Source organism: Saccharibacillus brassicae (assembly GCF_006542275.1).
GTDB lineage: Bacteria > Bacillota > Bacilli > Paenibacillales > Paenibacillaceae > Saccharibacillus > Saccharibacillus brassicae.
Window position 1 is genome coordinate 4,873,627 of the sequence record NZ_CP041217.1, and the last position, 20,716, is coordinate 4,894,342.

At 58.6% G+C, this 20,716-nt stretch carries 19 protein-coding genes; 14 read left to right on the forward strand and 5 right to left on the reverse strand.

Annotation, left to right across the window (positions count from 1 at the left end; genetic code table 11):
• Positions 1–8: 8 nt before the first annotated feature.
• The 4 genes from FFV09_RS20375 (at position 9) to FFV09_RS20390 (ending at position 4,060) form a co-directional block, all read left to right on the forward strand.
• Positions 9–1,313, forward strand: coding sequence for an ABC transporter substrate-binding protein (locus tag FFV09_RS20375; RefSeq protein ID WP_141449538.1), 1,305 nt, complete (start codon positions 9–11; stop codon positions 1,311–1,313).
• 78 nt (positions 1,314–1,391) lie between these two features.
• Positions 1,392–2,279 carry a carbohydrate ABC transporter permease gene (locus FFV09_RS20380; protein ID WP_246098397.1) on the forward strand — a complete coding sequence of 296 codons (888 nt, stop codon included), beginning with the start codon at positions 1,392–1,394 and terminating at the stop codon, positions 2,277–2,279.
• Positions 2,280–2,304: 25 nt separating this feature from the next.
• The gene (locus tag FFV09_RS20385; RefSeq protein WP_141449539.1) at positions 2,305–3,150 is read left to right on the forward strand and encodes a carbohydrate ABC transporter permease; all 846 of its coding nucleotides are present in this window, start codon (positions 2,305–2,307) and stop codon (positions 3,148–3,150) included.
• Between the two features lie 16 nt (positions 3,151–3,166).
• On the forward strand, positions 3,167–4,060 hold the full coding sequence (locus tag FFV09_RS20390; protein ID WP_141449540.1) for a hypothetical protein: 894 nt from the start codon (positions 3,167–3,169) through the stop codon (positions 4,058–4,060).
• A 61-nt stretch (positions 4,061–4,121) separates the two neighbouring features.
• Here the strand turns inward: FFV09_RS20390 and FFV09_RS20395 are convergent, their stop codons facing one another.
• Positions 4,122–5,012, reverse strand: a complete 891-nt coding sequence (locus tag FFV09_RS20395; protein WP_141449541.1) for a helix-turn-helix transcriptional regulator — start codon at positions 5,010–5,012, stop codon at positions 4,122–4,124.
• 135 nt (positions 5,013–5,147) lie between these two features.
• On the opposite strand from FFV09_RS20395, the gene FFV09_RS20400 reads away from it, so the two are divergent.
• Positions 5,148–5,558, forward strand: a complete 411-nt coding sequence (locus tag FFV09_RS20400; RefSeq protein ID WP_141449542.1) for a response regulator transcription factor — start codon at positions 5,148–5,150, stop codon at positions 5,556–5,558.
• 31 nt (positions 5,559–5,589) lie between these two features.
• On the opposite strand, the gene FFV09_RS20405 is transcribed toward FFV09_RS20400, so the two are convergent.
• Positions 5,590–6,972 (reverse strand): voltage-gated chloride channel family protein, encoded by a 1,383-nt coding sequence (locus tag FFV09_RS20405; RefSeq protein WP_141449543.1) that lies wholly within the window; start codon positions 6,970–6,972, stop codon positions 5,590–5,592.
• Positions 6,973–7,135: 163 nt separating this feature from the next.
• On the opposite strand from FFV09_RS20405, the gene FFV09_RS20410 reads away from it, so the two are divergent.
• The 4 genes from FFV09_RS20410 (at position 7,136) to FFV09_RS20425 (ending at position 9,943) form a co-directional block, all read left to right on the forward strand.
• On the forward strand, positions 7,136–7,459 hold the full coding sequence (locus tag FFV09_RS20410) for an ArsR/SmtB family transcription factor (protein WP_141449544.1): 324 nt from the start codon (positions 7,136–7,138) through the stop codon (positions 7,457–7,459).
• Positions 7,460–7,606: 147 nt separating this feature from the next.
• Positions 7,607–8,902, forward strand: a complete 1,296-nt coding sequence (locus FFV09_RS20415; protein WP_425472226.1) for an arsenic transporter — start codon at positions 7,607–7,609, stop codon at positions 8,900–8,902.
• A gap of 73 nt (positions 8,903–8,975) precedes the next feature.
• Positions 8,976–9,395 carry an arsenate reductase (thioredoxin) gene (gene arsC, locus FFV09_RS20420; RefSeq protein ID WP_141449545.1) on the forward strand — a complete coding sequence of 140 codons (420 nt, stop codon included), beginning with the start codon at positions 8,976–8,978 and terminating at the stop codon, positions 9,393–9,395.
• Positions 9,396–9,415: 20 nt separating this feature from the next.
• Positions 9,416–9,943, forward strand: a complete 528-nt coding sequence (locus FFV09_RS20425) for an arsinothricin resistance N-acetyltransferase ArsN1 family A (RefSeq protein ID WP_141449546.1) — start codon at positions 9,416–9,418, stop codon at positions 9,941–9,943.
• Between the two features lie 313 nt (positions 9,944–10,256).
• Here FFV09_RS20425 and FFV09_RS20430 read toward each other — a convergent pair whose 3' ends face one another.
• Positions 10,257–11,717 carry a SulP family inorganic anion transporter gene (locus FFV09_RS20430; protein ID WP_141449547.1) on the reverse strand — a complete coding sequence of 487 codons (1,461 nt, stop codon included), beginning with the start codon at positions 11,715–11,717 and terminating at the stop codon, positions 10,257–10,259.
• Positions 11,718–11,847: 130 nt separating this feature from the next.
• On the opposite strand from FFV09_RS20430, the gene FFV09_RS20435 reads away from it, so the two are divergent.
• From FFV09_RS20435 to FFV09_RS20455, 5 genes are all read left to right on the forward strand, one after another.
• A complete protein-coding gene (locus FFV09_RS20435; RefSeq protein ID WP_141449548.1) occupies positions 11,848–12,390 on the forward strand; it encodes a recombinase family protein in 543 nt (180 codons plus the stop codon).
• Between the two features lie 88 nt (positions 12,391–12,478).
• The gene (locus tag FFV09_RS20440; RefSeq protein ID WP_141449549.1) at positions 12,479–13,966 is read left to right on the forward strand and encodes an aminotransferase-like domain-containing protein; all 1,488 of its coding nucleotides are present in this window, start codon (positions 12,479–12,481) and stop codon (positions 13,964–13,966) included.
• Position 13,967: 1 nt separating this feature from the next.
• Positions 13,968–14,978, forward strand: a complete 1,011-nt coding sequence (locus tag FFV09_RS20445; RefSeq protein WP_141449550.1) for a hypothetical protein — start codon at positions 13,968–13,970, stop codon at positions 14,976–14,978.
• 251 nt (positions 14,979–15,229) lie between these two features.
• Positions 15,230–15,505 (forward strand): HPr family phosphocarrier protein, encoded by a 276-nt coding sequence (locus FFV09_RS20450; RefSeq protein WP_141449551.1) that lies wholly within the window; start codon positions 15,230–15,232, stop codon positions 15,503–15,505.
• A 249-nt stretch (positions 15,506–15,754) separates the two neighbouring features.
• Positions 15,755–17,512, forward strand: coding sequence for a sensor domain-containing diguanylate cyclase (locus tag FFV09_RS20455; RefSeq protein ID WP_170315093.1), 1,758 nt, complete (start codon positions 15,755–15,757; stop codon positions 17,510–17,512).
• A 148-nt stretch (positions 17,513–17,660) separates the two neighbouring features.
• Here the strand turns inward: FFV09_RS20455 and FFV09_RS20460 are convergent, their stop codons facing one another.
• Complete coding sequence (locus FFV09_RS20460; protein WP_141449553.1) at positions 17,661–18,248, reverse strand: GNAT family N-acetyltransferase; 588 nt, start codon at positions 18,246–18,248, stop codon at positions 17,661–17,663.
• A gap of 24 nt (positions 18,249–18,272) precedes the next feature.
• The gene (locus tag FFV09_RS20465) at positions 18,273–20,396 is read right to left on the reverse strand and encodes a methyl-accepting chemotaxis protein (RefSeq protein WP_170315094.1); all 2,124 of its coding nucleotides are present in this window, start codon (positions 20,394–20,396) and stop codon (positions 18,273–18,275) included.
• Positions 20,397–20,716 lie beyond the last annotated feature (320 nt).

Sequence of the window (20,716 nt, forward strand, 5' to 3'; positions counted from 1 at the left end):
ATTACGGGATGACAAGATCAAAAACAGGGGGCGCGCTGCTGGCGGCGACCTTGGCGATCACGCTGCTGTCAGGCTGCGGAGGCGGCGGGTCTGCCGCTCCGGCGAAGAACGGGGACGCGCCGAAAGCAAACGAAACGGTGACGCTCGACGTTTGGGCGTCGCTGGACCCCAGCACGGCTCAAGGCAAAGAAATTCAGGCGCAGGTCAAAACGTTCAACGAACAAAACAAAGACGTTCAGGTCAAGTTGCAGGTCATCTCGTACGACGCGATGCACCAGAAGCTGATTGCCGCCGTGGCGGCGGGCGATGCGCCGGATCTCACCTGGGGCTTGGGCGAATGGTTTGGCGAACTCAATCAAATGAATGCGCTTCCGGATTTGACGTCCTACGTCGACCAATGGGCAGACAAAGACAAGCTCTATCCGAACGTAATGCAAGGTCTCAAAGTCGACGGAAAAATTAAAGCGCTTCCAAATTATATCGGTATTCGGGCGCTGCTGTACCACGAGAAGATGCTCAAGGAAGCTGGCTATGACGCTCCTCCCAAAACGTGGGACGAGCTGATCGCGATGGGACCGGCCATCAAAGCGAAATCGGGCAAAGACGCGTTCGGCATCGCCGGATCGGGCGTTCGCGCTCCGCAGGAACTGATGATGTATCTGGCGCAAAACGGCGTTGCCCTGGCAGAAGATCAGGGAGGCGGCAAATACAAAAACACGTGGGAACAAAATCCCGAGCAGCTGAAAAAAGCGGCCGAAGTGTTCCAATTTTACAAAGACCTGAACGATCAGGGCATCATCAATGCCAATGCCAAAACATGGGGATGGGAAGAAGAAGATCAGGGCTTCGTGCTTTCCCAGTATGCGATGGTCGTCAACGGTTCATGGATCGAAGGACGCACGTCCGAAAATCCGGAAGGCATGCAGGACGTCAAGATTGCCGCTCCTCCCTACAAGAAGACGCCGGCGACGTTTATGGAAATCGCGCCGCTGTACCTGTTCAATTCCGAGCACCTCGACAGCACCTGGAAATTCGCTTCGTTCCTGATGAGCAAAGACTACCAGTCCAAAGTCAATCCGTCTTCCGCTCCGCGCAGCGACGCGATCAGCGGCGCATGGGGCGAACAGTTCATGGCGCTGACTTCGCAGGGCGTCAATTTCCCTCCGGTATCGCTTGGCGGAATCACGCGGGCCATGGAAGATTCGTTGGCGCGCCTCATGCTCAAAGGCGACTCCACCGAAGCGACCGCCGTCTGGTTATCGCAATCCATCAACGAAGCTTTGAAAGCAAGCGGACAGCTTAGCGAGTCATAACGCGGCATAACGGGCGAACGACGATTCAAATCGCCCGTTTTGTTTTTTCTTAATCCAATCGTAAAAGTGGTGAATACATTGACATTACGTGAGAAAAGATTGCGCCGGATCGCTTTATATTTTATCATTCCCGCCTCTTTGTTCTTCGTGGCGATGAACGCTTATCCGCTGCTCACCGTCATTCGGGACAGTTTTTATTTTAACAATATGCTCAATGCAAGCATGCAAGGATTCGCGGGCTTGCAAAACTACGCCTCCGTGCTGCAAAACGAAAACTTTCAGGCCGCGCTTCGCAACACCGTCGTATGGACGCTGCTGTCGGTAGCCGGCGAGTACGTGCTCGGCCTGATCTCGGCGTTGGCCTTGAATCAAAATATTCGTTTCAGAGCCGTGTTCCGCGGCATTGTCATCATCCCCTGGGTCGTGCCGATCGTGGTTGCCGGCATGACATGGAGCTGGATGCTGGACCCGGACTTCGGCATCATCAACTATCTGCTCGTCAAAGTCGGCCTGCTGGAACAATCGTATTACTGGCTCGGCGAGATGGATACGGCGCTGCTGACCGTCATCTTCGTCAATATTTGGCGCAGCTTCCCTTTCTTTACGATTAGCTTGCTGGCCGGCTTGCAGTCAGTATCGCGCGATACGCTGGAAGCGGCGGCGATCGACGGAGCGGGCGTGCGCAGACGCTTTTTCAGCATCGTGCTGCCGCAGCTCAAGACCGTATCGGTCACCATCGTGTTCGTTCACCTGATCTGGACAGCGATCAACTTCGATTTCATCTGGGTCATGACCGAAGGCGGCCCGCTGTACGCGACGGAGACGCTTCCGATCCAGATTTACCGCTATGCCATGCAGGACTACAATTTCGGCCAGGCGTCCGCTTTGGCTTCCATGATGCTTGGATTTATGATGATCGTGTTCCTGATTAACTTCATGAATACTTCCCGCAAAACGAAACGCTGAACCGCAGGAAAGGAGAGGCCGCGCCATGTTGATGGGTAAGAGCAAAAAAGCTTTTTTTCAAATCGTGACTTATGTCGTTCTGCTCGGGTTTGCTTTTTACAGCTTGTTTCCGTTTCTGTGGATGGTCTCCACTTCGTTCAAACCGGCGGCAGAGATCCGTTCGGTCACTCCAAGCTTTGTCGTCTCGCATCCGACGCTGGAGCATTTCGTCAACGTGCTGACGCAGTCGAGCTTTTTGACCTTTTTCAAAAATAGCGTGTACGTAGCGGTCGCGGTGACGCTGCTGTCGCTGTTGATTTCGGTGTTCGCCGGATACGCGCTGAGCCGGTTCACGCGGTTTCGCCTCGTCAAATCGTTCGGCGTGGCGATGCTGCTGTCGCAGATGATTCCGGGGGTGCTGCTGCTCATTCCGCTGTACCTGATCATGCAGCGCGTCGATTTGATCAACACGTATTCTTCGTTGATTCTGGCGTACACAACGTTTACGGTGCCGCTGTGCACGTTCATGCTAAAAGGGTTTTTCGATTCCGTACCGCTGGAAATGGAAGAATCGGCCGAACTGGACGGCTGCTCGCGGGTCGGCCTTATCTTCCGGATCTTGCTGCCGGTCTCGCTGCCGAGTCTGGTAGCGGCCGCGATGTTCGCTTTTCTCAATGCGTGGAACGAATTCATGTTCGGCTTCGTGTTTATCAACGACGAGGCGCATCGGACGCTAACGCCCGGAATCAACTTGTTCAAAGGGCTGTACCAGACCGATTGGGGCAGCCTGATGGCGTCCTCGGTGCTGAGCGTCATTCCGGTGGTGCTCATGTTCTTGTTCATGCAGCGGTTCCTCGTGGAAGGAATGACGGCCGGTTCGGTCAAGGGTTGATCTCAAGGAGGCACACATGACAACGCAATCTTCATGGATCAAAATCGAAGAAAACGGACTGCACGTGCTGTTGGAAGTGACAGAGAGCGGGGACGTGCGTCTGCTGCATATGGGCCCCGACCGTGCCGAAGCAGCCCAATCGTGGCCCGAGAAGAAACGATCCAAGTTCAGACTGACGGAAATTCAGGCGAGCGGAGAAAATCACGACGATCATCACGGGTCGAAGCATACCGGTACGCTGCCCGCCAAACGGCTGACGTTCGGCCGGTTGGCCGATCGGCGGCATGCGCAGGGACGGCAGTTGACCGTGGAGCTGTCCGATCCGCTTACGCGGCTCGAAGTCCGCTGCCATCTTCAATTTTTCGACGGCCTGCCGGCGGTTCGCTGCTGGACCGAAATCTTCAACCCAAGCGATGCGGAGATCGGGCTGGAATACGTCTCTTCGTTTGCCTGCACGGGATTGTTGGACGACGATTCGGGCCGGCGCGAAGAAGTGGTCATGAATATGGTGAATACGCTGCTGCTTCGTATTCACCAAAGCGGCCATCTGGCGGAAATTTCGGACGATCGCTTCGAACTGATCCGCGAAGCGATCGCGTATTACAAAACGATCCGGCAAGATCTCAAACGCGGCCGTCCGTTCTGGCCGCTGGGTCTGCCGACGTTCGGCGACGGCTGGATGGCTTTCGGCATGCAGGGCGCCGAACGTACGTATCTGGCCGTGTGGCGAATGGGCGGAGCCGAGAGCATCGGCATTCCGCTGGAACGCTTCGGCGACAACGAGGTGAAGTTCCGGCAGGCGTATCCGAACGAGGCGGACAGCGCGGTAGAGTGGGACGCCGCCCTTCGGGAGCTGCGCGTCTCGCTGACTCATCCGGCCTCGGCCCGGTTATACGAACTGGATCTCTAAATAGGCAGCCCAAAAAGAAGCCTCATCCCTATGCAGGCTTCTTTTTGGGCTGCCACGCTCGTCAGGCCGGCAACGCCGGCGCCTGCTTGCGGTAATCCTGCGGCGTCTGCCCGATCTGTTTGCGGAACACATGCGAGAAATAGCTGGAAGTCTGGAAGCCGCACGCCAGCGAGATTTCGGAGACGGGCCGGCTCGTCTCTTTGAGCATTTCGCAGCTTTTCCGAATGCGGTACCGGGTCAAGTAATGGTTCGGCGTCAGATGGACATGCCGTTTGAACAGTTCGCAGCAGCGGCTGCGGCATACGGAACCGGCGGCCGCGATCTCGTCGATCGTAAGCTTGGACTCGTAGCACTGGTGGATATAATCGGTCATGCGATGAATGATCGCCAACTGGTCGGCTTCGACCGGTTCGACAGAGTTTTCCCGAATGCGGTCGGCCATGCAGGCACACAGGGAGACGGCCTGCGCCAGCAGATGCAGCAGATTGTCCGGAGCGCCGAGCATCGACTCGTGCATGCCGCCGAGCAGATTCAGCACGTTCTGCTGCCAGGGCACGTCGGGAGACAGGAACAGGAAATCTTCCGCCGTATGGCCGAATTTTTGGTCGAGATAGACTTTGCCCGCGAACGTGTTCTCGCCGAGCAGCATCGGATGGACGGTCACGACGATGTATACGCAGTGTTCGCTGCCGGTCGAAGATCCGCGGTGCAGGCGCTTGCTGTTGACGAAGATGCCGTCTCCGCGGCCCAGATGGATCTCCCGGCCGTTCACGACATAGTCCATCGACCCTTCGAGAATCCTTACGAATTCCAGGTCCGTATGCCAATGGTAAGCGAAAGCGTTCGTATCGAAAAAGCGCAGCGAACCCCGATAGACGCAGATCGGAAAATCGGGCACGTTGTATTTCAGCCGTTCGGACAGGTCGGAAAACAGCTCAAGCCCTCCATACATAAGGTCACTCTCCAAACTTTATACGATATTGATAGTATCATACCCGATTTTCGGAGCAAAAGAGAGCGTAATCTTATACAATTTTGATACATTAAATTTCAGGGCTGCTCATATCCCCTTAGGAGTGTGACCGAGATGAACGTTCTGATCATCGCCGACGATCCTTATGTCAACGGGGCCATCGAAAAAGGAGTCCATCAATTCGATGCGGCGTGCACCATTTTTGAAGTATCTTCGCCGCAGGAAGCGTTGAATCTGATGCGCGCCGTGCCGATGCATATCGTGTTTTCGGAAATCGATATGCGTCAAATGAACGGCTTGACGTTTATCGAGCGGCACGGCAGTTTTTCTTCGAAAGCGAGCTGGGTCGTCATATCGGCCTGCAAAAATTTCCGCGATATTCAAAAAGCGATTCGTCTCGGCGCGGAAGATTATCTGCTCAAGCCGCTCGACGAGTCGGGCATTTACGATCTGCTCAAACACCGGCTGATCCACAAATCAAATGCGTATGCGCACAGCGTCCATCCTTGCGCGTCTTGTACGTAGGCGCAAGGAATGGCCGGCGCCGTGGTCCGTTCTAGCGCTTCGCCGGCCGGGACGGTGTTTCTTCTTCTGCTTCTTTTTCTTCTTCTTCGGCCGCCTCCCGGCGGTCTTTTTGCCGACTGCTGCGCGCGGATTCCAACGTCGTGCCCGGCGGAAAAGACAGGCCGCGGAACTTGGACACGCCGATACGCTGCGAAGGATAGATGCCGCCGTGTCCGGAAAAGGCGTAGCTGACGATGCAGGCGACAAACAGATAGATCGTCGCGTCCGCGCCGAACAGTTCGATGCCCATCAAGAAGCAGGCGATCGGCGTGTTCGTCGCTCCGCAGAAGACGGCGATGAAGCCGAGCGCCGCGAGAAACGGCGCATAGAGCTGAAGCAGTCCCGCCAGCGTATGCCCGAGCGTCGCGCCGATTGCGAACAAGGGCGTCACTTCGCCTCCCTGGAAGCCGGCGCCGAGACTGAGTGCCGTGAACACGAATTTGCCGAGAAAAGCAAGCGGGGACACGTCGCCGTGATCGGCAAGCGAAGCCTGGATCAGCGGCAGGCCCAGTCCCAGATACTCCCGCGTGCCGAGCGCGTAGACGAGCCCGATCACGACCGTCCCGCCGACGGCGCTGCGCAGAACGGGGTTCTTCAGCAGGCGGGCAAAGCCTCGCTTGAGCGCGTGCGTGACTTCGCCGAACGCCCGGCCGATCAGGCCGAATACGATAGACGCCGCGACGACTTTCAGCAGCACGGAAGCGGACAGGTCGGGCACGGCGCCAAGCGAATAATGCGCATGCGTGACGCCCCACAGCGAGACGGTGACCAGATGGCCGGCGAAGCTGGCGACAAAAGCCGGCACGAGCGCTTCGTGGCGAATCAGTCCGATCGCAAGCACTTCCAGCCCGAACAGCGTCCCGGCCAGCGGCGTGCCGAAGATCGAGCCGAAGCCGCTGCTGATTCCGCAGATCAGCAGAAGGGTGCGGTCGGCGGAGCCGACCCGGAACAGCCGGCCGACCTCTTCGGCCAGGCTGCCGCCCATCTGCACCGCCGTTCCTTCCCGGCCGACGGACGCGCCGAGAAGATGCGAGAGCAGCGTGCCGAACAAGACGAGCGGCGCCATGCGCAGCGGAATCGGATCGGGTCCGTTATCGTGGATACGATCCAGAATCAGGTTGTTGCCTCTGCCGCTGTCGCGGCCGTATTTCAGGTAGAGCCAGCTGACCAGCGCGCCGCCCGCGGGCAGCAGGAACAGCAGCCACGGATGGCCGAGCCGCAGTTCGGTCACCTGATCCAGGCTGGCGAGGAAAAAGGCGGACGCGCTGCCCGTCAACAGCCCGACCGCGCTGCCCAGCACGATCCATTTCAATAAATCGGCCAGGCTGACGCCGAATCCGGTTCGGTTCGTTTGTTGTTTTTGCCGGAAATTCATCTGCACTGCGTCCTTTCGTCTCGATCTTGTACCGCGTTAGTGTACGGCGGAGGGGGGAGGCTGTCAATGACGCCAAGCCTGGAACTCGCCAAAGCCGGCCGGTTCGGGTAAAATGGCGGTAGAGAAACGCAAACGGCAAGCGACGGCGAAAGGAAGGATCGACATGTGGGTAGAAGAGATGGCGGAGAAATTGAAAGTGATGGGAGACAAGACCCGGCTGACTATTCTGATCCTGCTCCAGGAGCGGGAATGGTGCGTCTGCGACCTGGTCGACGTGCTGGAGATGAGCCAGCCCGCTGTCAGCCAGCATATGCGCAAGCTCAAGCTGCACGGCCTGGTGAGCGAAGCGCGGCGCGGGCAGTGGGTGCATTATTCGTTGAATGTGGCCGACAAGCCGTACGTGCAGAGCGTGCTGGATCAGGTGCCGCATACGGCCGAACTGCTGGCTGCTTTGCAAAAAGATCTATTGAAGTCGTGCTGCGACTAACAGGGGCATCCTCGATAAGAGTATGCCTGCTCGGTCATTCGTTATTGCGTATATAAGCATATGCTTATATACTAATATCATGTCGCTTGAACGGACTGAAGCGAACAGGACTGCGCCTTTTTGGGCGGATAACGGAGGGGAACCGATTTGTTTTTGACGATTGCGGCGAGTTTGATTTTTCTGGTGACGTTAACGCTGGTGATCTGGCAGCCAAAAGGGCTGTCGATCGGATGGCCGGCCTGCGGCGGGGCGCTTGCAGCCTTGCTGCTCGGCGTTGTTGATTTTCAGGATGTCCGGGACGTTACCCAGATCGTCTGGAACGCGACGCTAGCCTTTGTGGCGATTATTCTGATCTCCCTGATTCTCGATCGTATCGGATTTTTCGAATGGGCTGCGCTTCATATGGCGCGCGCCGCAGGCGGTAACGGGCTCCGAATGTTTATCTATATCAGCGTACTCGGTGCGCTGGTCGCCGCATTCTTCGCGAACGACGGTGCCGCGTTGATCTTGACCCCAATCGTACTCGCGATGGTAAGAGCGTTAAATCTGAACGAGAAGCAGATCTTCCCGTTTATTATCGCCAGCGGATTTATCGCCGATACGACGTCGCTTCCGCTCGTGGTCAGCAACCTGGTGAATATCGTCTCGGCGGATTACTTCGGGATTACATTTCTGGAATATGCGCAGCATATGATCGTGCCGAACTTCTTCGCTTTGGCGGCCAGTATCCTTGTGTTGTATCTGTTTTTCCGTAAAAGCATTCCAAAAACGTTCGATGCGAAGCAGCTCAAACGTCCGAGTGAAGCGGTTCTCGATCCGAGAATGTTCAAGTGGTCGTGGCTGGTACTTGCTCTTCTGCTGATCGGCTACTTCGTCTGCGAGTTTTTCGAAATTCCGGTCTCGGTCGTGGCAGGCATCATTGCGATTTTTTTCCTGCTGCTGGCTGTGAAAAGTCCGGTCGTGCCGGTTCCGCAGGTGGTCAAAGGCGCGCCGTGGTCAATCGTCTTTTTCTCCATCGGGATGTACGTGGTCGTCTACGGACTGCGTAACGCCGGACTTACGGATACGCTCGCTGGAGTCATTCAGGGGCTGGCCGACGAAGGGCTGTTTATCGCCACGATCGGGATGGGCTTCCTGGCCGCCGTATTGTCTTCCGTCATGAACAACATGCCGACCGTGCTGATCGACGCGCTGGCGATCGACGCCACGACGACATCGGAGAGTATCCGTGAAGCACTGGTCTACGCCAACGTCATCGGAGCCGATCTGGGTCCTAAGATTACGCCGATCGGCTCGCTCGCGACGCTGCTGTGGCTGCATGTACTGAGTACGAAAGGGATCAAAATTCCGTGGGGCGTGTACTTTAAGACCGGTATTATCCTTACGGTACCGACGCTGTTTATTACGCTGGTCGGTCTGTATTTGTGGCTGTTGGTCGTATAATCGCAATTAGCTAACCGGCATGGCATATTAACGACTAGATCCGGCTTGGACCGGACAAAGGAGAGACTTACCCATGACTCAAAAAACACTTTATTTTCTCTGTACCGGCAATTCTTGCAGAAGTCAGATGGCAGAAGCTTGGGGCAAAAAATACCTGGGCGAAGAATGGAACGTACTCAGCGCGGGTATTGAAGCCCACGGCCTGAACCCGAACGCGGTCAAAGCGATGAGCGAAGTGGGTCTTGATATTTCCAATCAGACTTCCGACATCATCGATCCGAAGATTATGCAAAGCGCTGATTTCATCGTCACGCTGTGCGGAGATGCTGCCGACAAATGTCCGATTACGCCGCCTCATATCCGCCGCGAACATTGGGGGTTCGACGATCCGGCCAAAGCGCAAGGTACCGACGAAGAGAAATGGGCCGTTTTCCAACGCGTCCGCGACCAGATCGGCGAGCGGATTCATACTTTTGCCCGCACCGGGCAGTAAAAGAAAGGGGAAAACGGCTTATGACTTCTTCTTCCACTTGGCCCGTCGCGATTCGCCTCGTTCGGGCAGAAGACCTGCAAGGCGTGCTGCGCATCTATAATGAAGGCATCGAAGATCGGCTCGCGACACTGGAGACGGAGCCGAAAGATTTTGCGTATATCGAAGAATGGTTCGCGGCGCACCAGAAGCGGTACAAAGCGCTCGCGGCCGAGCGCTCCGGGGAAGTGGTCGGCTGGGCGGCGCTCAATCCGTATTCGCCGCGCAGCGCCTACGACGGCGTAGCCGATCTGTCGATCTATATCGGGCGCGCGCATCGGGGAACCGGCGTCGGCACGCAGCTGCTTGCCGCTGTGGAACAACAGGCGCGCCGGGAATCTTTCCGCAAAATCGTGCTGGCGACGTTCCCGTTCAATCCGGCCGGCCAGCGGCTGTACCGCAAATCGGGCTATCGGACCGTCGGGACGTTCGAGAAGCAGGGCATTCTGGACGGCCGGGAGATCGACGTGACGATTATGGAAAAGCTGCTGGGATCAAGCGGGAATGCGTGATGCTGATCAGTCTAAGTCTGTTTCTTGTTCCGTTTTGATGTAAGAACAGGTCCTGTCCATAAAAGGGCTACGGCTACAACACCACTCAAAAGCATGATCCAACTTGCACTTCCTCTTGAGCTAAAAAAGTACATGATCAGAATAAAAAGAGTGAACAAGCTTAAAAGGATAGACAGGGTTCTCAAACTTGGAAGTCTTTTTAAAAACAAATAATGAATACCTACGAATAAAATCAAACTCCCTACAGCTAGAAAAACAAGATGAAGCATCGAGAAATTATTCAATTCTTTTCCCTCCATTCATGTTCATGCGATCAATGCGACTTCAACGAGGCCGTGGCGTCCCGATAGACGGCCAGCCTGCGCAGTATCTTCTCGCTGGACGCGTTCAGGCCCCGGATTTCGACCGCATGGCCGCGCGCCCGATAGCGGATCATGACTTTGTCGAGCGCGCCTACGCCGGAATCGTCCCAGATCTGCGCTTCCGAGAAGTCCAGTACGATCTGTGTGTCCGCAAGTTCGAAATCGAAAGCGTCGACGAAAGAGGCCGCGGAAGCGAAAAACAGCTGGCCTCGGACGGCGTACACGGTCGTGCCGCCGGATACGTGCTGCGCAACCTGAATACGGGAAATTTGGGCCGCGAACAAGATCGCGCTGAGCAGGACGCCCGCCAGTACGCCGAGTGCCAGATTGTCGGTCAGCACGACGATCGTCACCGTGACGAGCATGACCGAGACGTCGCTTTTCGGAGCTTTGCGCATATACGCGAACGAGCCCCAGTCGAATGTGCCGATCGACACCATAATCATGATTCCGGCGAGCACAGGCATCGGGATACGTACGACGACTCCGCCGAGGACGAGAATCAGGAACATGAGAAATACGCCGGCCACGAGCGTGGACAACCGGCCGCGTCCGCCCGACTTGACGTTGATGACGGATTGTCCGATCATCGCGCAGCCGGCCATGCCGCCGAAAAATCCGGTAACGAAGTTGGCGATGCCCTGTCCGCGGGCTTCTTTATTTTTGCTGCTGCCCGTTCCGGTCATGTCGTCGACGATCGAAGCGGTCAGCAGCGACTCGACCAGGCCGACGATCGCAAGCGAGACGGACACCGGCAGAATGATGCCAAGCGTCTCCAGATTGAACGGAACGTCCGGAATGAGAAACGAAGGAAGCGACTGCGTGATCAGGCCGAGATCGCCGACCGTGCCGATCTGCGCATGGCCGAAGATGGCGACCGCGGTCAGCAAGGCGATAGCGACTAGCGGCGAAGGCACGGCTTTGAAAAAACGCGGCAGTCCGTATACGATAAGAAGGGTGACCGCGACGAATACATAGGTTAAGGTAGAGATACCGAAGAAATGCGGAACCTGCGCCATGAAGATCAGAATGGCCAAGGCGTTGACGAAGCCGATCATGACGGCTCTGGGGATGAATTTCATCAGCTTGGCGATCTTTAGTACCCCAAGCAGGTACTGGATAACGCCGGTCAGCAGCGTAGCGGCCAGCAGGTACTGCACGCCGTGGTCGCGAACGAGCGGAACCATGAGCAGCGCCATCGCGCCGGTAGCGGCGGAGATCATGCCGGGCCGGCCGCCGATGAAGGCGGTAATAACCGCGATACAGAACGAGGCGTATAGTCCGACCATCGGATCGACGCCGGCGATGATCGAGAACGCGATCGCTTCGGGAATAAGGGCCAGCGCGACGACGATGCCGGCCAGCACGTCGCCTCGGACGTTGGAGAACCATTCGGTTTTGATCGTAGACATGGGGTTAAGGCCCTCCTTTTTATACTGATCGTAGCATGGAATGTCCCAAAATGGAACCTTTTTGGTTCTTATTTGAGTACATTTATTTTTGGATATGGAATTTTGGGTAGGGAACGAGGAGAGAATGAGAATGAAAATAGGCTATATCCGACCTTATTCGGACGACGAATCGGGTACGCGTCAGCGCGAGCTTCTGGACGCCGAAGGCTGCGATATTATAGCCGCGGAAGAACAGGCTTCGGCCAAGCGCAGGATCGAATTGGAAAAAGTGCTGGACGGTTTGCGCGAAGAAGACGTACTCGTTGTGGCCCGGCTGTTCGCGCTTGCGGACTCCACCCGGCATCTGGTCGAAGTGCTGGATACGCTGGATGACAAAAAAGCCCGGTTGGTCGCGCTGCATGAACGGATCGATACGCGCGAGGCGGCCGGCGAGGCGTTTCGTGCCCATGCGCACGCGCTGCTGGAGCTCCAAGCGGACGTGGTCAGCGAACATACGAAGCGGGGCATGTACGAAGCGAAGCAAAAAGGCATCAAATCGGGCCGGCCGCGCAAACTGGACGATAATGTGAGAAAAGCGATCCAGATGTACGAAAGCCGGCAGCATACTCTGGCGCAGATCAAGGAAGAGACCGGCATCAGCAAGTCGACGCTGTACCGCTATCTGGAAAATTGAACGTCCACCTTCGCCGCAAACGTCGGGTTTCGCGGTTCTTTTCTTTGCGTGCCATCTATGGAATGATAGAAGGCGAGGAGTTGAGCGAATGTTTAACGATTTCAGAACGGACGGCGACAGTCCCGCTTATATGCAGTTAAAAGGATATATCGAAACGCTGATCGCGCAGGGCTTGATGCCGCTGCATCACAAGCTGCCTTCCACGCGCGAATTGGCCGGCCAGCTCGGCGTCAGCCGCACGACGGTCATCAGCGCGTACGAAGCGTTGGAGCGTACCGGCTGGATCGAAGCGGTTAAGGGACGCGGCAACTTCGTCTCGCGCGCCGCGCTGCATCCGGCCGAGCCGCCGGACTTGATCCGCTGGCGCGACCGGCTTAGCCCGCAAGCTTTTTTGTCGGAAGAAATGGACTTGATGAAGCACGGCATCCGCTGGGAAAAAGGGATGATCGCGTTCACGAGCATCGCGCCCGACGAGCGTCTGTTCGACGTGAACGGGTTCAAGCGCGCTTTTCTCGACCGGATGGCGCTCGAAGGAGACGTGCTGCTGAATTACGGCTACGCGCAGGGATATCGGCCGCTGATCCAATATTTGACGGCTTACATGGGCGGCAAAGGGGTCGAGACCGAAGGCAAAGACCTTTTGATCACGAACGGGTTCACCGAAGGGTTCGATCTGATGCTGACAGCGATCGGCCGGCGCAGCGGGCGAATCCTGTGCGAGAATCCGACGCACCAGACGGCGATCAAGCTGATGAAGCTGCACGGCTTCGAGCCGGTCGGCGTGACGCTTGAGCCGGACGGAATGGATATGGAGGAGTTGGAGCGGACGCTCGGCGAAGGCGGCTTCGATCTCGCCTATCTCACGCCGTCCTACCACAATCCGACCGGAATCGTCACTTCGCCGGAGAAACGGATGGAACTGCTGCGCCTGCTCGGCGAGCACGAAGTGCCGATCGTCGAAGACGGGTTCAACGAGGAACTGCGCTATTCCGGCGCGCATGCCGCTCCGCTGATCGCCTGCGCGGGCGTCGGCAACTCCGTCGCGTATATCGGGAGCTTCTCCAAGATTCTGTTCCCCGGCATTCGGGTCGGCTGGATCGTGGCGGACCGCGAGCTGATCGGCTATCTGGAAAGTCTCAAGCGCGCCCGGACCATTCATACGTCGACGCTCGACCAGGCGCTGCTATTCCAATATTTGCACAACGGCAATTTCGAACGGTACCTGAAGCGGGCGCGCACCGAATACAAACGCAAATACGAGTTGGCCGTGCAGGGCTGCCGGGAGCATATTCCGATGAAAAGCATGAGCGGCGAAGGCGGCCTGCACGTGTTCGTCGAACTCGACGAACGGCTGAATGCCCGCGAAGTGCTGGCAGCCTGCCAGGTTCGCGGAGTGGTGTTTACGCCCGGCGATATTTTTTTTACCGACGGCAAAGGACACAATACGATGCGGATCGGCTTTTCGCGTGTGCCCGAAGAACGGATCGAGGAAGGGCTTCGAACGATCGGCGACGTGGTAAAAGAACAGATGGAGCCATGGAGCCGCGAAGCAAAGCGCGGGGAAGGAGGAGTGTGAGATGAAGAAGCATGCCAACGTGGCGAAATCGAAAAGAGATCGGACGGCGCAGGCTGCGCCGTCGGCCGCAGCAGATGCGCCCCTGCGCCTGCGTACACTCAAGCCGTGGGCGGCCGGCACCGCGCTGTGTACGGTGCTGCTGCTCGGAGGCTGTATCCGGTTCGGGCCGCAGGCGGACGAAATGGAGCAAACGGCCAGCCGGCAGGCGGAGCAGCAGGAATCGGCAGCTACGGGCGAAGACGGACAAGCGGGCGGCGCAGGCGAGGCCGGGGCGGATTCTTCGGCAGGAAACGCCGAGCAAAGCCTATCTTCCGATCCAGCTTCCGATCCGGCTTCCGAAGAAGTTTCCAATGAAGCTTCCAATGAAGTTTCCGGCGAAACTTCCGGGCAGGCCGACGGTACCGAGCCCGGCACCGCCGGCAGCGGCGAAGCGGCGGAATCGTCCGGCGAATCGTCCGATTCCGCTTCGCCGGACGATTCGGCTGACGGAGCGGACGCCGATCCGATCGAAGTGAGCGTCACGCGGACCGACTCGGAGCGGACAGTGCGCTTCGACCTGCTGCGGCTGCCGTCCGGCTATTCGCTCTCCAGCCTGACGTGGGAGCCGGATGCCGAAGACGATACAGCCGGCACGGGGCCTGTCGTCTCCGGCGTGCCGGCCGCAGGCGGACTGCCCGGCGGATCGGCTGATTCGCCGGATGAAGCGGGCGCGGCAGGGACCGCATCGGGTTCGACTTCCGGCAGCGAGGCCGCTCCGGCGGTCGACGCGAATCGCGTCACGTCGACTTACCACGATGCGGTTCTGGCCGGCGAGTCGGGCACGAACGGATTTTTCGTCGATATGGACGGACAGCGCATCGGGTATCGCTACGGGGAAGCACAGACAGGCCGCACGGGAACGGTCCGGCTTGATTTTCGCGACGGCGAAGGCGGCTCGGCCAGCTGGGAATCGAGGGTGACGCTCGGCATGGCGAGCACGCAAAATCCGGCCGAAGCGGAAGCCGCGGAGTAAGAACGACGCAGCCGGAAGCCAGCCGCTTCCGGCTGTTTTTTCGTCGTTTCAAGCCGCGTCAAAGTGGATAAAGATTCAATACGAGCCGGCTCTGACGGCTCTTGCGCATACCAGGCGGAAAGTAGCCGCCGACGGTTCACGATTCGGTAAGCCAGACCGATATAAATAGATGGGGTACCGCCGAAAAGAATAGGGGCATACCCATAAATGGAAGCGGTATCAAGCGATTACACAAAAGAGGAGAGTCACCTATGAGAGTACACGAATTCAAGATCGAGGGCGACTTCGATCGTGACGAACTGCTCCGAATTTCATCGCAGGCTTCGCAGTTCGCTTCGGACATCAAGCTCGCGTTCGGAGACGAGAACAATCAGCGGATCGTGGACGTGAAAAGCCTGCTCGGCATGATGCTGCTGCCGATCCACGACGGCAGCACGGTCCGAATCAGCGCGCGCGGCAAAGACGAACTCGAAGCGCTCGAATATATGTGCGGCCTGTTCCAGCATCACGGCTGCGCCCCCCATTAGGCGCAGGCCGGGAACAAGGCGCGTGATCGCGGCGGATTCAAGCGAAGCGGACTTCGTTCGGCCTCGGCCGAACGTGCCGGATGACGCGAAGAACCGGGGCTCCATAGGGAGGCCCGGTTCTTCGCGTGCTTTTCTTCTTCTGCTCGCCCCGGCAGGGCTTGCGATTCGTACGCAAAATGCCGATATTAAAAGATGCATATCGGCCGTGAGTTTCACAAAACGGTCCGATTCGGAGGGGGCTTGGTTATCATGTTTCAAACGTTGTTCAATTTCGCCGGCATGGAACAATTCGGCGCTTGCTTGAAAGATCCGGAACTGTTGGCGCATGCGCGGCGCAGCCGTTCCGTCCTGATCCAATTTTTCGCGTCTGCCCTCGATCCGGCCGTATCGGAGCCGCTGCATGCCGAAATTTGCCGCAGTTTCCCGGGCGCGATCGTCACGGGCATTACGACGTCGGGAGAAATTTACGAAGGGCAGTTCGTATTTCATCGGACGGTCGTCGTTTTTTCTTTTTTCGAAACGTCCGAACTGCATCTCTTGTCCGAGCCGTGCCGCAAAGGGGAAGAAGCGGAAGTGGGGCGCCGTCTGGGCCTCGCCATAGCGGAACGGGTCGGGAGTTCGTCTGTCAAAGGGCTGCTGCTCTATGCGACGTCGCAGCGCATGGACGGCGCGGAACTGCTGGGCGGCATGCGCGGCAGTCTCGGCAGCGTGCCCGTGTTCGGAGCCGGAGCCGCCTCGTACGACAATAACGGCGCATCGTGGGTCATGGCCGGCGGCAAAACGTATTGGGACGGAGCGGCGGTCGTAGCTTTCTCGGGGGACGAGCTGGAGATCAAAGTCCGCGATTATATGGGCTGGGAGCCGCTCAGCCGCAAGATGACGGTGACAGAGATCGGAGATCCCAAATGGATCAAAACGCTGGACGGGGTTCCGGCGGCAGAAGTGTACGAGAAATATCTCGGCATCCGCAACGACGAAAATTTTTTCCAGCATATGCTTGAGTTCCCTTTGATCCTGCAGCGCGGCGACAAGCTGGTTGCCCGGGTGCCGGTCTCCCGCGGCGAAAACGATTCCCTGCATGTGGCGGCAGACGTGCGCGTGGGCGAACAGGTTCGGCTCGGTTACGGAACGCCCCATCATATTATGATCGCGCCGGAAGACATCCGGAACGATCTGGGCGGTTTTGAGCCGCAGGGGATTATGTTGTTCTCCTGCTACTGCCGCCAGGTGTATCTGCAGGAAGCGGTAAATTTGGAAACGAAAGCTTTCCAGCAGTTTGCGCCTGCTGCGGGGATGTACACGTACGGCGAGTTTTACGGTCAGGGCGAAGAGGTACAGATGCATAATGCGAGTCTGGTCGCCGTGGCGATGCGCGAAGGGCGGCAGACCGAGTCTTCCGCCGCGCTGCCGGAGTCTTCGGACCGGCCGACCGGAACCAAACAGATGGAGATGACGAGCCGGCTGGCCAAGTTCGTCGGCGTCGTGGTCGGGGAGCTGGAGCAGGCCAACCGCGAGATGCAGCAGCTGATGCAGACCGACCGGCTGACCGGACTGCATAACCGGGGTAAAATGGAAGATCTGCTGAGCGGAGCGATGCAGCGCGCGGAAAGCGGCGAAGAAGCGTTTGCGCTCATTCTGCTCGATCTCGACCGGTTCAAAGATATCAACGATACGCACGGCCATCTGAGCGGAGATGCGGTGCTGCGCCGTACCGCGCAGCTGCTGCAGGGTCATGCGGGCGGAACCGTCGCCGCCGGACGCTGGGGCGGCGAAGAATTTTTGATTCTGATCCGCGCTGCCGACGCGCAGCAGGCGGGGCGCTTGGCCGAGCAGATTCGGGCCGAGCTGGAGCAGACCGATTTCCAAGAAGCCGGCACGGTGACCGCAAGCTTCGGCGTCACCGCATCCGCTGCGGGCGAGCCGGTGCGGCAGCTGTTCAAGCGCGTCGACGACGCGCTCTACGCCGCCAAGCGCGGCGGGCGCAACCGCGTCGTGGTCGCGGAATAAGCGCTGCCGGCGCTGCCGCGCGGAGCCGGCTTCCGGCACACGGTCCGTGCTCGCGACCGGCGGCCAGCGGGCCGTGCCCCGCATGTGCCCCGCACCTGCGTTCATACGCCAAAAAAGACTTCCGGCGCAAGCGGCCGGAAGTCTTTTTCTAACGTGCAAAACTTGATTGATGGAACGCTTCGATGTAAGCGAACAGCGCCCGGCCGTCTCTTGGCAGCCGGTCCGCCGGCGGAACATCCGCGCCCTGCAGGTCAAGCAGCATGGCGCGGTACCGCTCCGGCACCCATACGTAATGGTGCACGTATTCCGTCGAGACGAAGCCGCAGTTTTCCCAGAAGCGCACGCGGCCGCGGCCTTCTTCGCTGTCGTCCGCTTCGGCTTCGATCAGCAGGCCGTGCACGCCGTACGTCTCCCGGGCCCACTGCGCCAGCGCTTCGACCGTACGCCGGCCGATGCCGCTCTCGCGCCGATCCGGCGATACCGCGAGGTAATCGACGATCAGCCGCCGCCGGTCGGTGCTCAGTCCGGTCAGCGCCATCGAACACGGAACGCCGCCGAGGCTGCCTTCGTGTAGGAAAGCGTCCATGCGCTCCAGCATGCGGCGGACGATCCGTTCCGGCTTGCGAATATGCGCGGGAAAAGAAGCTTCGTAAATAGGACGGACTTCCGTCCACCGTTCTTCGTTCCACGACTGTAGGGTGAGCAGCCGCAAAGAAGGGGGGAGAGAATCGGGCATGCGGACTACCTTCTTTCCGATTGATTATTGGGCGGCCGACAGCTTGAAGAATCCGAGGTCTTCCTGCAGCCCGGCGGCCATATCGCTCAATTCGCCGGCTGCGCTGCCGATCTCTTCCAGAGCGGCCAACTGCTGCTGCGTGGCCGCCGCCATCGTCTGCGATTCTTCCGACGAATGCTGCGCGACGCGGGCCACTTCCGATACCGAAGCCGTGACTTGTTCCACGCCGGCGGAGATTTCCTGGGAAGCCGCGGAAATTTCCTGCACCTGGTCGTTCACGAGCCGGGCCGACTGGCCGATCTCCCCGATCGCGCTGCTGGCGCGGTCGATAAACGTCAGCCCTTCGGCCGTCTCGGCGTCGGTCCGCTGCATCAGCTGGACCGTCTCGCCGATCAGGCCGCGAATATCGCCGATGCGCAGAGAGATCGTCTCGACCGAACCACGGGTCTGCTCCGCGAGCTTGCCGACTTCGGACGCGACGACGGCGAAGCCCCGGCCGTGCTCGCCGGCCCGAGCCGCTTCGATATTGGCGTTCAGCGACAGCAGCTGCGTCTGCCGGGCGATTGTCTTGATCGACTCGACGATGTCGTCGATCTGCTGTGAATGCGCGTCGAGGCGCGAGACGCTGCCGGCCGACAGGCTGACCGATTCGCGAATGCTGCGCATCTGCCCGACGGCGGCCGTAAGTTCCCGGTCGCCGGCATCGGCGCGCTGCGACGTCTCGGCGGCCGATTCGGCGACCGCAGCGGACGATTCCGCGATCCGGGCGATGCCCGTCGCCATCTCGCCCATGGCGAGCGCCGTGTCTTCGGTCATGCGCCGCTGATTCTCGGACCCTTCGGCGACGGCCTGCACGGCCGAAGCGACCTGGCGCATGGCCAGAGACGACTCGCGCGACACTTCGCTCAGCTGCTCCGAAGAAGCGGCGGACTGTTCGGAAGCTTCCTGGCTGCCGCGCAGCGTCTTGTTCAGCGCTTCGATCATCCGGTTGAACGAGTCGCCGACCTGGCCCAGCTCGTCGCGGGTGCCGATCGTGATCCGCCGCGACAAATCGCCACTGGCCATATCGGCGGAATGTTCGCGCAGCAGGCGAACGGTCGAGCTTACGCTGACGTAGAACGCTGCGTAGAACAGCAGCACGAGCAGCAGGGCCAGCGCGATGACGGCAACGACGAGATTGCGCTGCGTCTCCAGGCGGTCGATCCGCTGATCGAACAGCAGATCAAGCGTCGCGGTCGACTGCCCGAACAGCGCGTGCGCTTCGTCGATCGTCGAAGTTCCCGCCGAGAAGAAGGCGGCCGGGTCCGAAGACAAGGTCGGATCGTCGAACAGTTGGCTCTGCGTCAGGGACAGGAACGAGTCGATCGAAGCGGCAGACGTCTGCGCCGCAGCTTCGATCCGTGCTTCCGCTTCGGGGTTCAACGTCGCAAACTTCGCGAGCGCCGCGTTGAGCTGCTTCAGTTCAGCCGCCGCCTGGGCCTTCTTGACGGCCGTGTCGGTCCGCGCTTCCGGCGAAGCCTGGCGCTTGGTCAGTATGCCGTTTCCGCTGCCGCGGATTTGGGCGGTCCCTTCGATCAGAGTCGGCAGCCGTTTGACGACGATGTCCATCAGATAGAACGAATCGATTTCCGTATCGAGCGACAAGCCGGATTCGTCGGCGCTTTTGATCATGAAGTCGAGCAGCTGCCCGACCAGTTCGCTGTGGCGGGCGAAGCTGTCCGCGGCAGACAGAGAAGCGGTCTCGGCTTCGAGCGCCGTCCACTCGCCGGAGAGCCGCTGCCATTCGGCGGCCGAGCCGGGCAGGCCCGATTGTCCTTCGGCCTGCGTGACAAGCGCGGCGTTGGCGTCGGTCTGGGCGGAGATTTCGTCCAGCTTGCGCTGGCTGTCGGCTCCGCCTCCGCTGAGCAGCGCATTGGCCTGGCCGCGGTGCTGCTGGATCGACAGCATAAACGGCAGAGCGGCTTCGATCTGCGTCAGTCCTTTTTTCTCCAGTTCGGTCGCCTGGATTTTGGACTGGGTAGCGCTGAACCAGAGAGCAAACAGCAGCGCGAGCGGAACGGCGAACAGCACGCTGATCAGCACGAACTTCTGGGCATATTTCAATCGGGACAGCACGGACGTGAACGGGTACAGCACTTTCGACAGCATAAGCATCCTCCTCGGACGTTCCGGTTGCGGCAAAAACCGGGAACGGCATACATTTGTAGGTTATGACTGTTATATCGGAAAAAAGCCTGCAAATGATATGTGTCCGAGAAAAACAAATAAACTTAAATAAACGACGCATAAAGACCCCGCCGGCGCAGCATGCGTCGACGGAGTCCGGAATGATCGAATCGAGTGTATGGCATAAAGCCAAACATGAAAAATCTATTTAGAATCGAAAGAGTCAGTGCAGACGTTCGAAACGTTTGACCGCCCAATAAGGAAGCGAAAATGTTTTTTCGGAAGTGCTTATTTTGAAAAAG

Coding starts and splice junctions, on each gene's coding strand:
- FFV09_RS20445 (WP_141449550.1), top strand. CDS start 13,968: ATGAAGAAGCATGCCAACGTGGCGAAATCGAAAAGAGATCGGACGGCG.
- FFV09_RS20440 (WP_141449549.1), top strand. CDS start 12,479: ATGTTTAACGATTTCAGAACGGACGGCGACAGTCCCGCTTATATGCAG.
- FFV09_RS20395 (WP_141449541.1), bottom strand. CDS start 5,012: ATGTATGGAGGGCTTGAGCTGTTTTCCGACCTGTCCGAACGGCTGAAA.
- FFV09_RS20385 (WP_141449539.1), top strand. CDS start 2,305: ATGTTGATGGGTAAGAGCAAAAAAGCTTTTTTTCAAATCGTGACTTAT.
- FFV09_RS20450 (WP_141449551.1), top strand. CDS start 15,230: ATGAGAGTACACGAATTCAAGATCGAGGGCGACTTCGATCGTGACGAA.
- FFV09_RS20455 (WP_170315093.1), top strand. CDS start 15,755: ATGTTTCAAACGTTGTTCAATTTCGCCGGCATGGAACAATTCGGCGCT.
- FFV09_RS20460 (WP_141449553.1), bottom strand. CDS start 18,248: ATGCCCGATTCTCTCCCCCCTTCTTTGCGGCTGCTCACCCTACAGTCG.
- FFV09_RS20410 (WP_141449544.1), top strand. CDS start 7,136: ATGTGGGTAGAAGAGATGGCGGAGAAATTGAAAGTGATGGGAGACAAG.
- FFV09_RS20430 (WP_141449547.1), bottom strand. CDS start 11,717: ATGTCTACGATCAAAACCGAATGGTTCTCCAACGTCCGAGGCGACGTG.
- arsC (WP_141449545.1), top strand. CDS start 8,976: ATGACTCAAAAAACACTTTATTTTCTCTGTACCGGCAATTCTTGCAGA.
- FFV09_RS20425 (WP_141449546.1), top strand. CDS start 9,416: ATGACTTCTTCTTCCACTTGGCCCGTCGCGATTCGCCTCGTTCGGGCA.
- FFV09_RS20375 (WP_141449538.1), top strand. CDS start 9: ATGACAAGATCAAAAACAGGGGGCGCGCTGCTGGCGGCGACCTTGGCG.
- FFV09_RS20390 (WP_141449540.1), top strand. CDS start 3,167: ATGACAACGCAATCTTCATGGATCAAAATCGAAGAAAACGGACTGCAC.
- FFV09_RS20435 (WP_141449548.1), top strand. CDS start 11,848: ATGAAAATAGGCTATATCCGACCTTATTCGGACGACGAATCGGGTACG.
- FFV09_RS20405 (WP_141449543.1), bottom strand. CDS start 6,972: ATGAATTTCCGGCAAAAACAACAAACGAACCGAACCGGATTCGGCGTC.
- FFV09_RS20465 (WP_170315094.1), bottom strand. CDS start 20,396: ATGCTGTCGAAAGTGCTGTACCCGTTCACGTCCGTGCTGTCCCGATTG.
- FFV09_RS20400 (WP_141449542.1), top strand. CDS start 5,148: ATGAACGTTCTGATCATCGCCGACGATCCTTATGTCAACGGGGCCATC.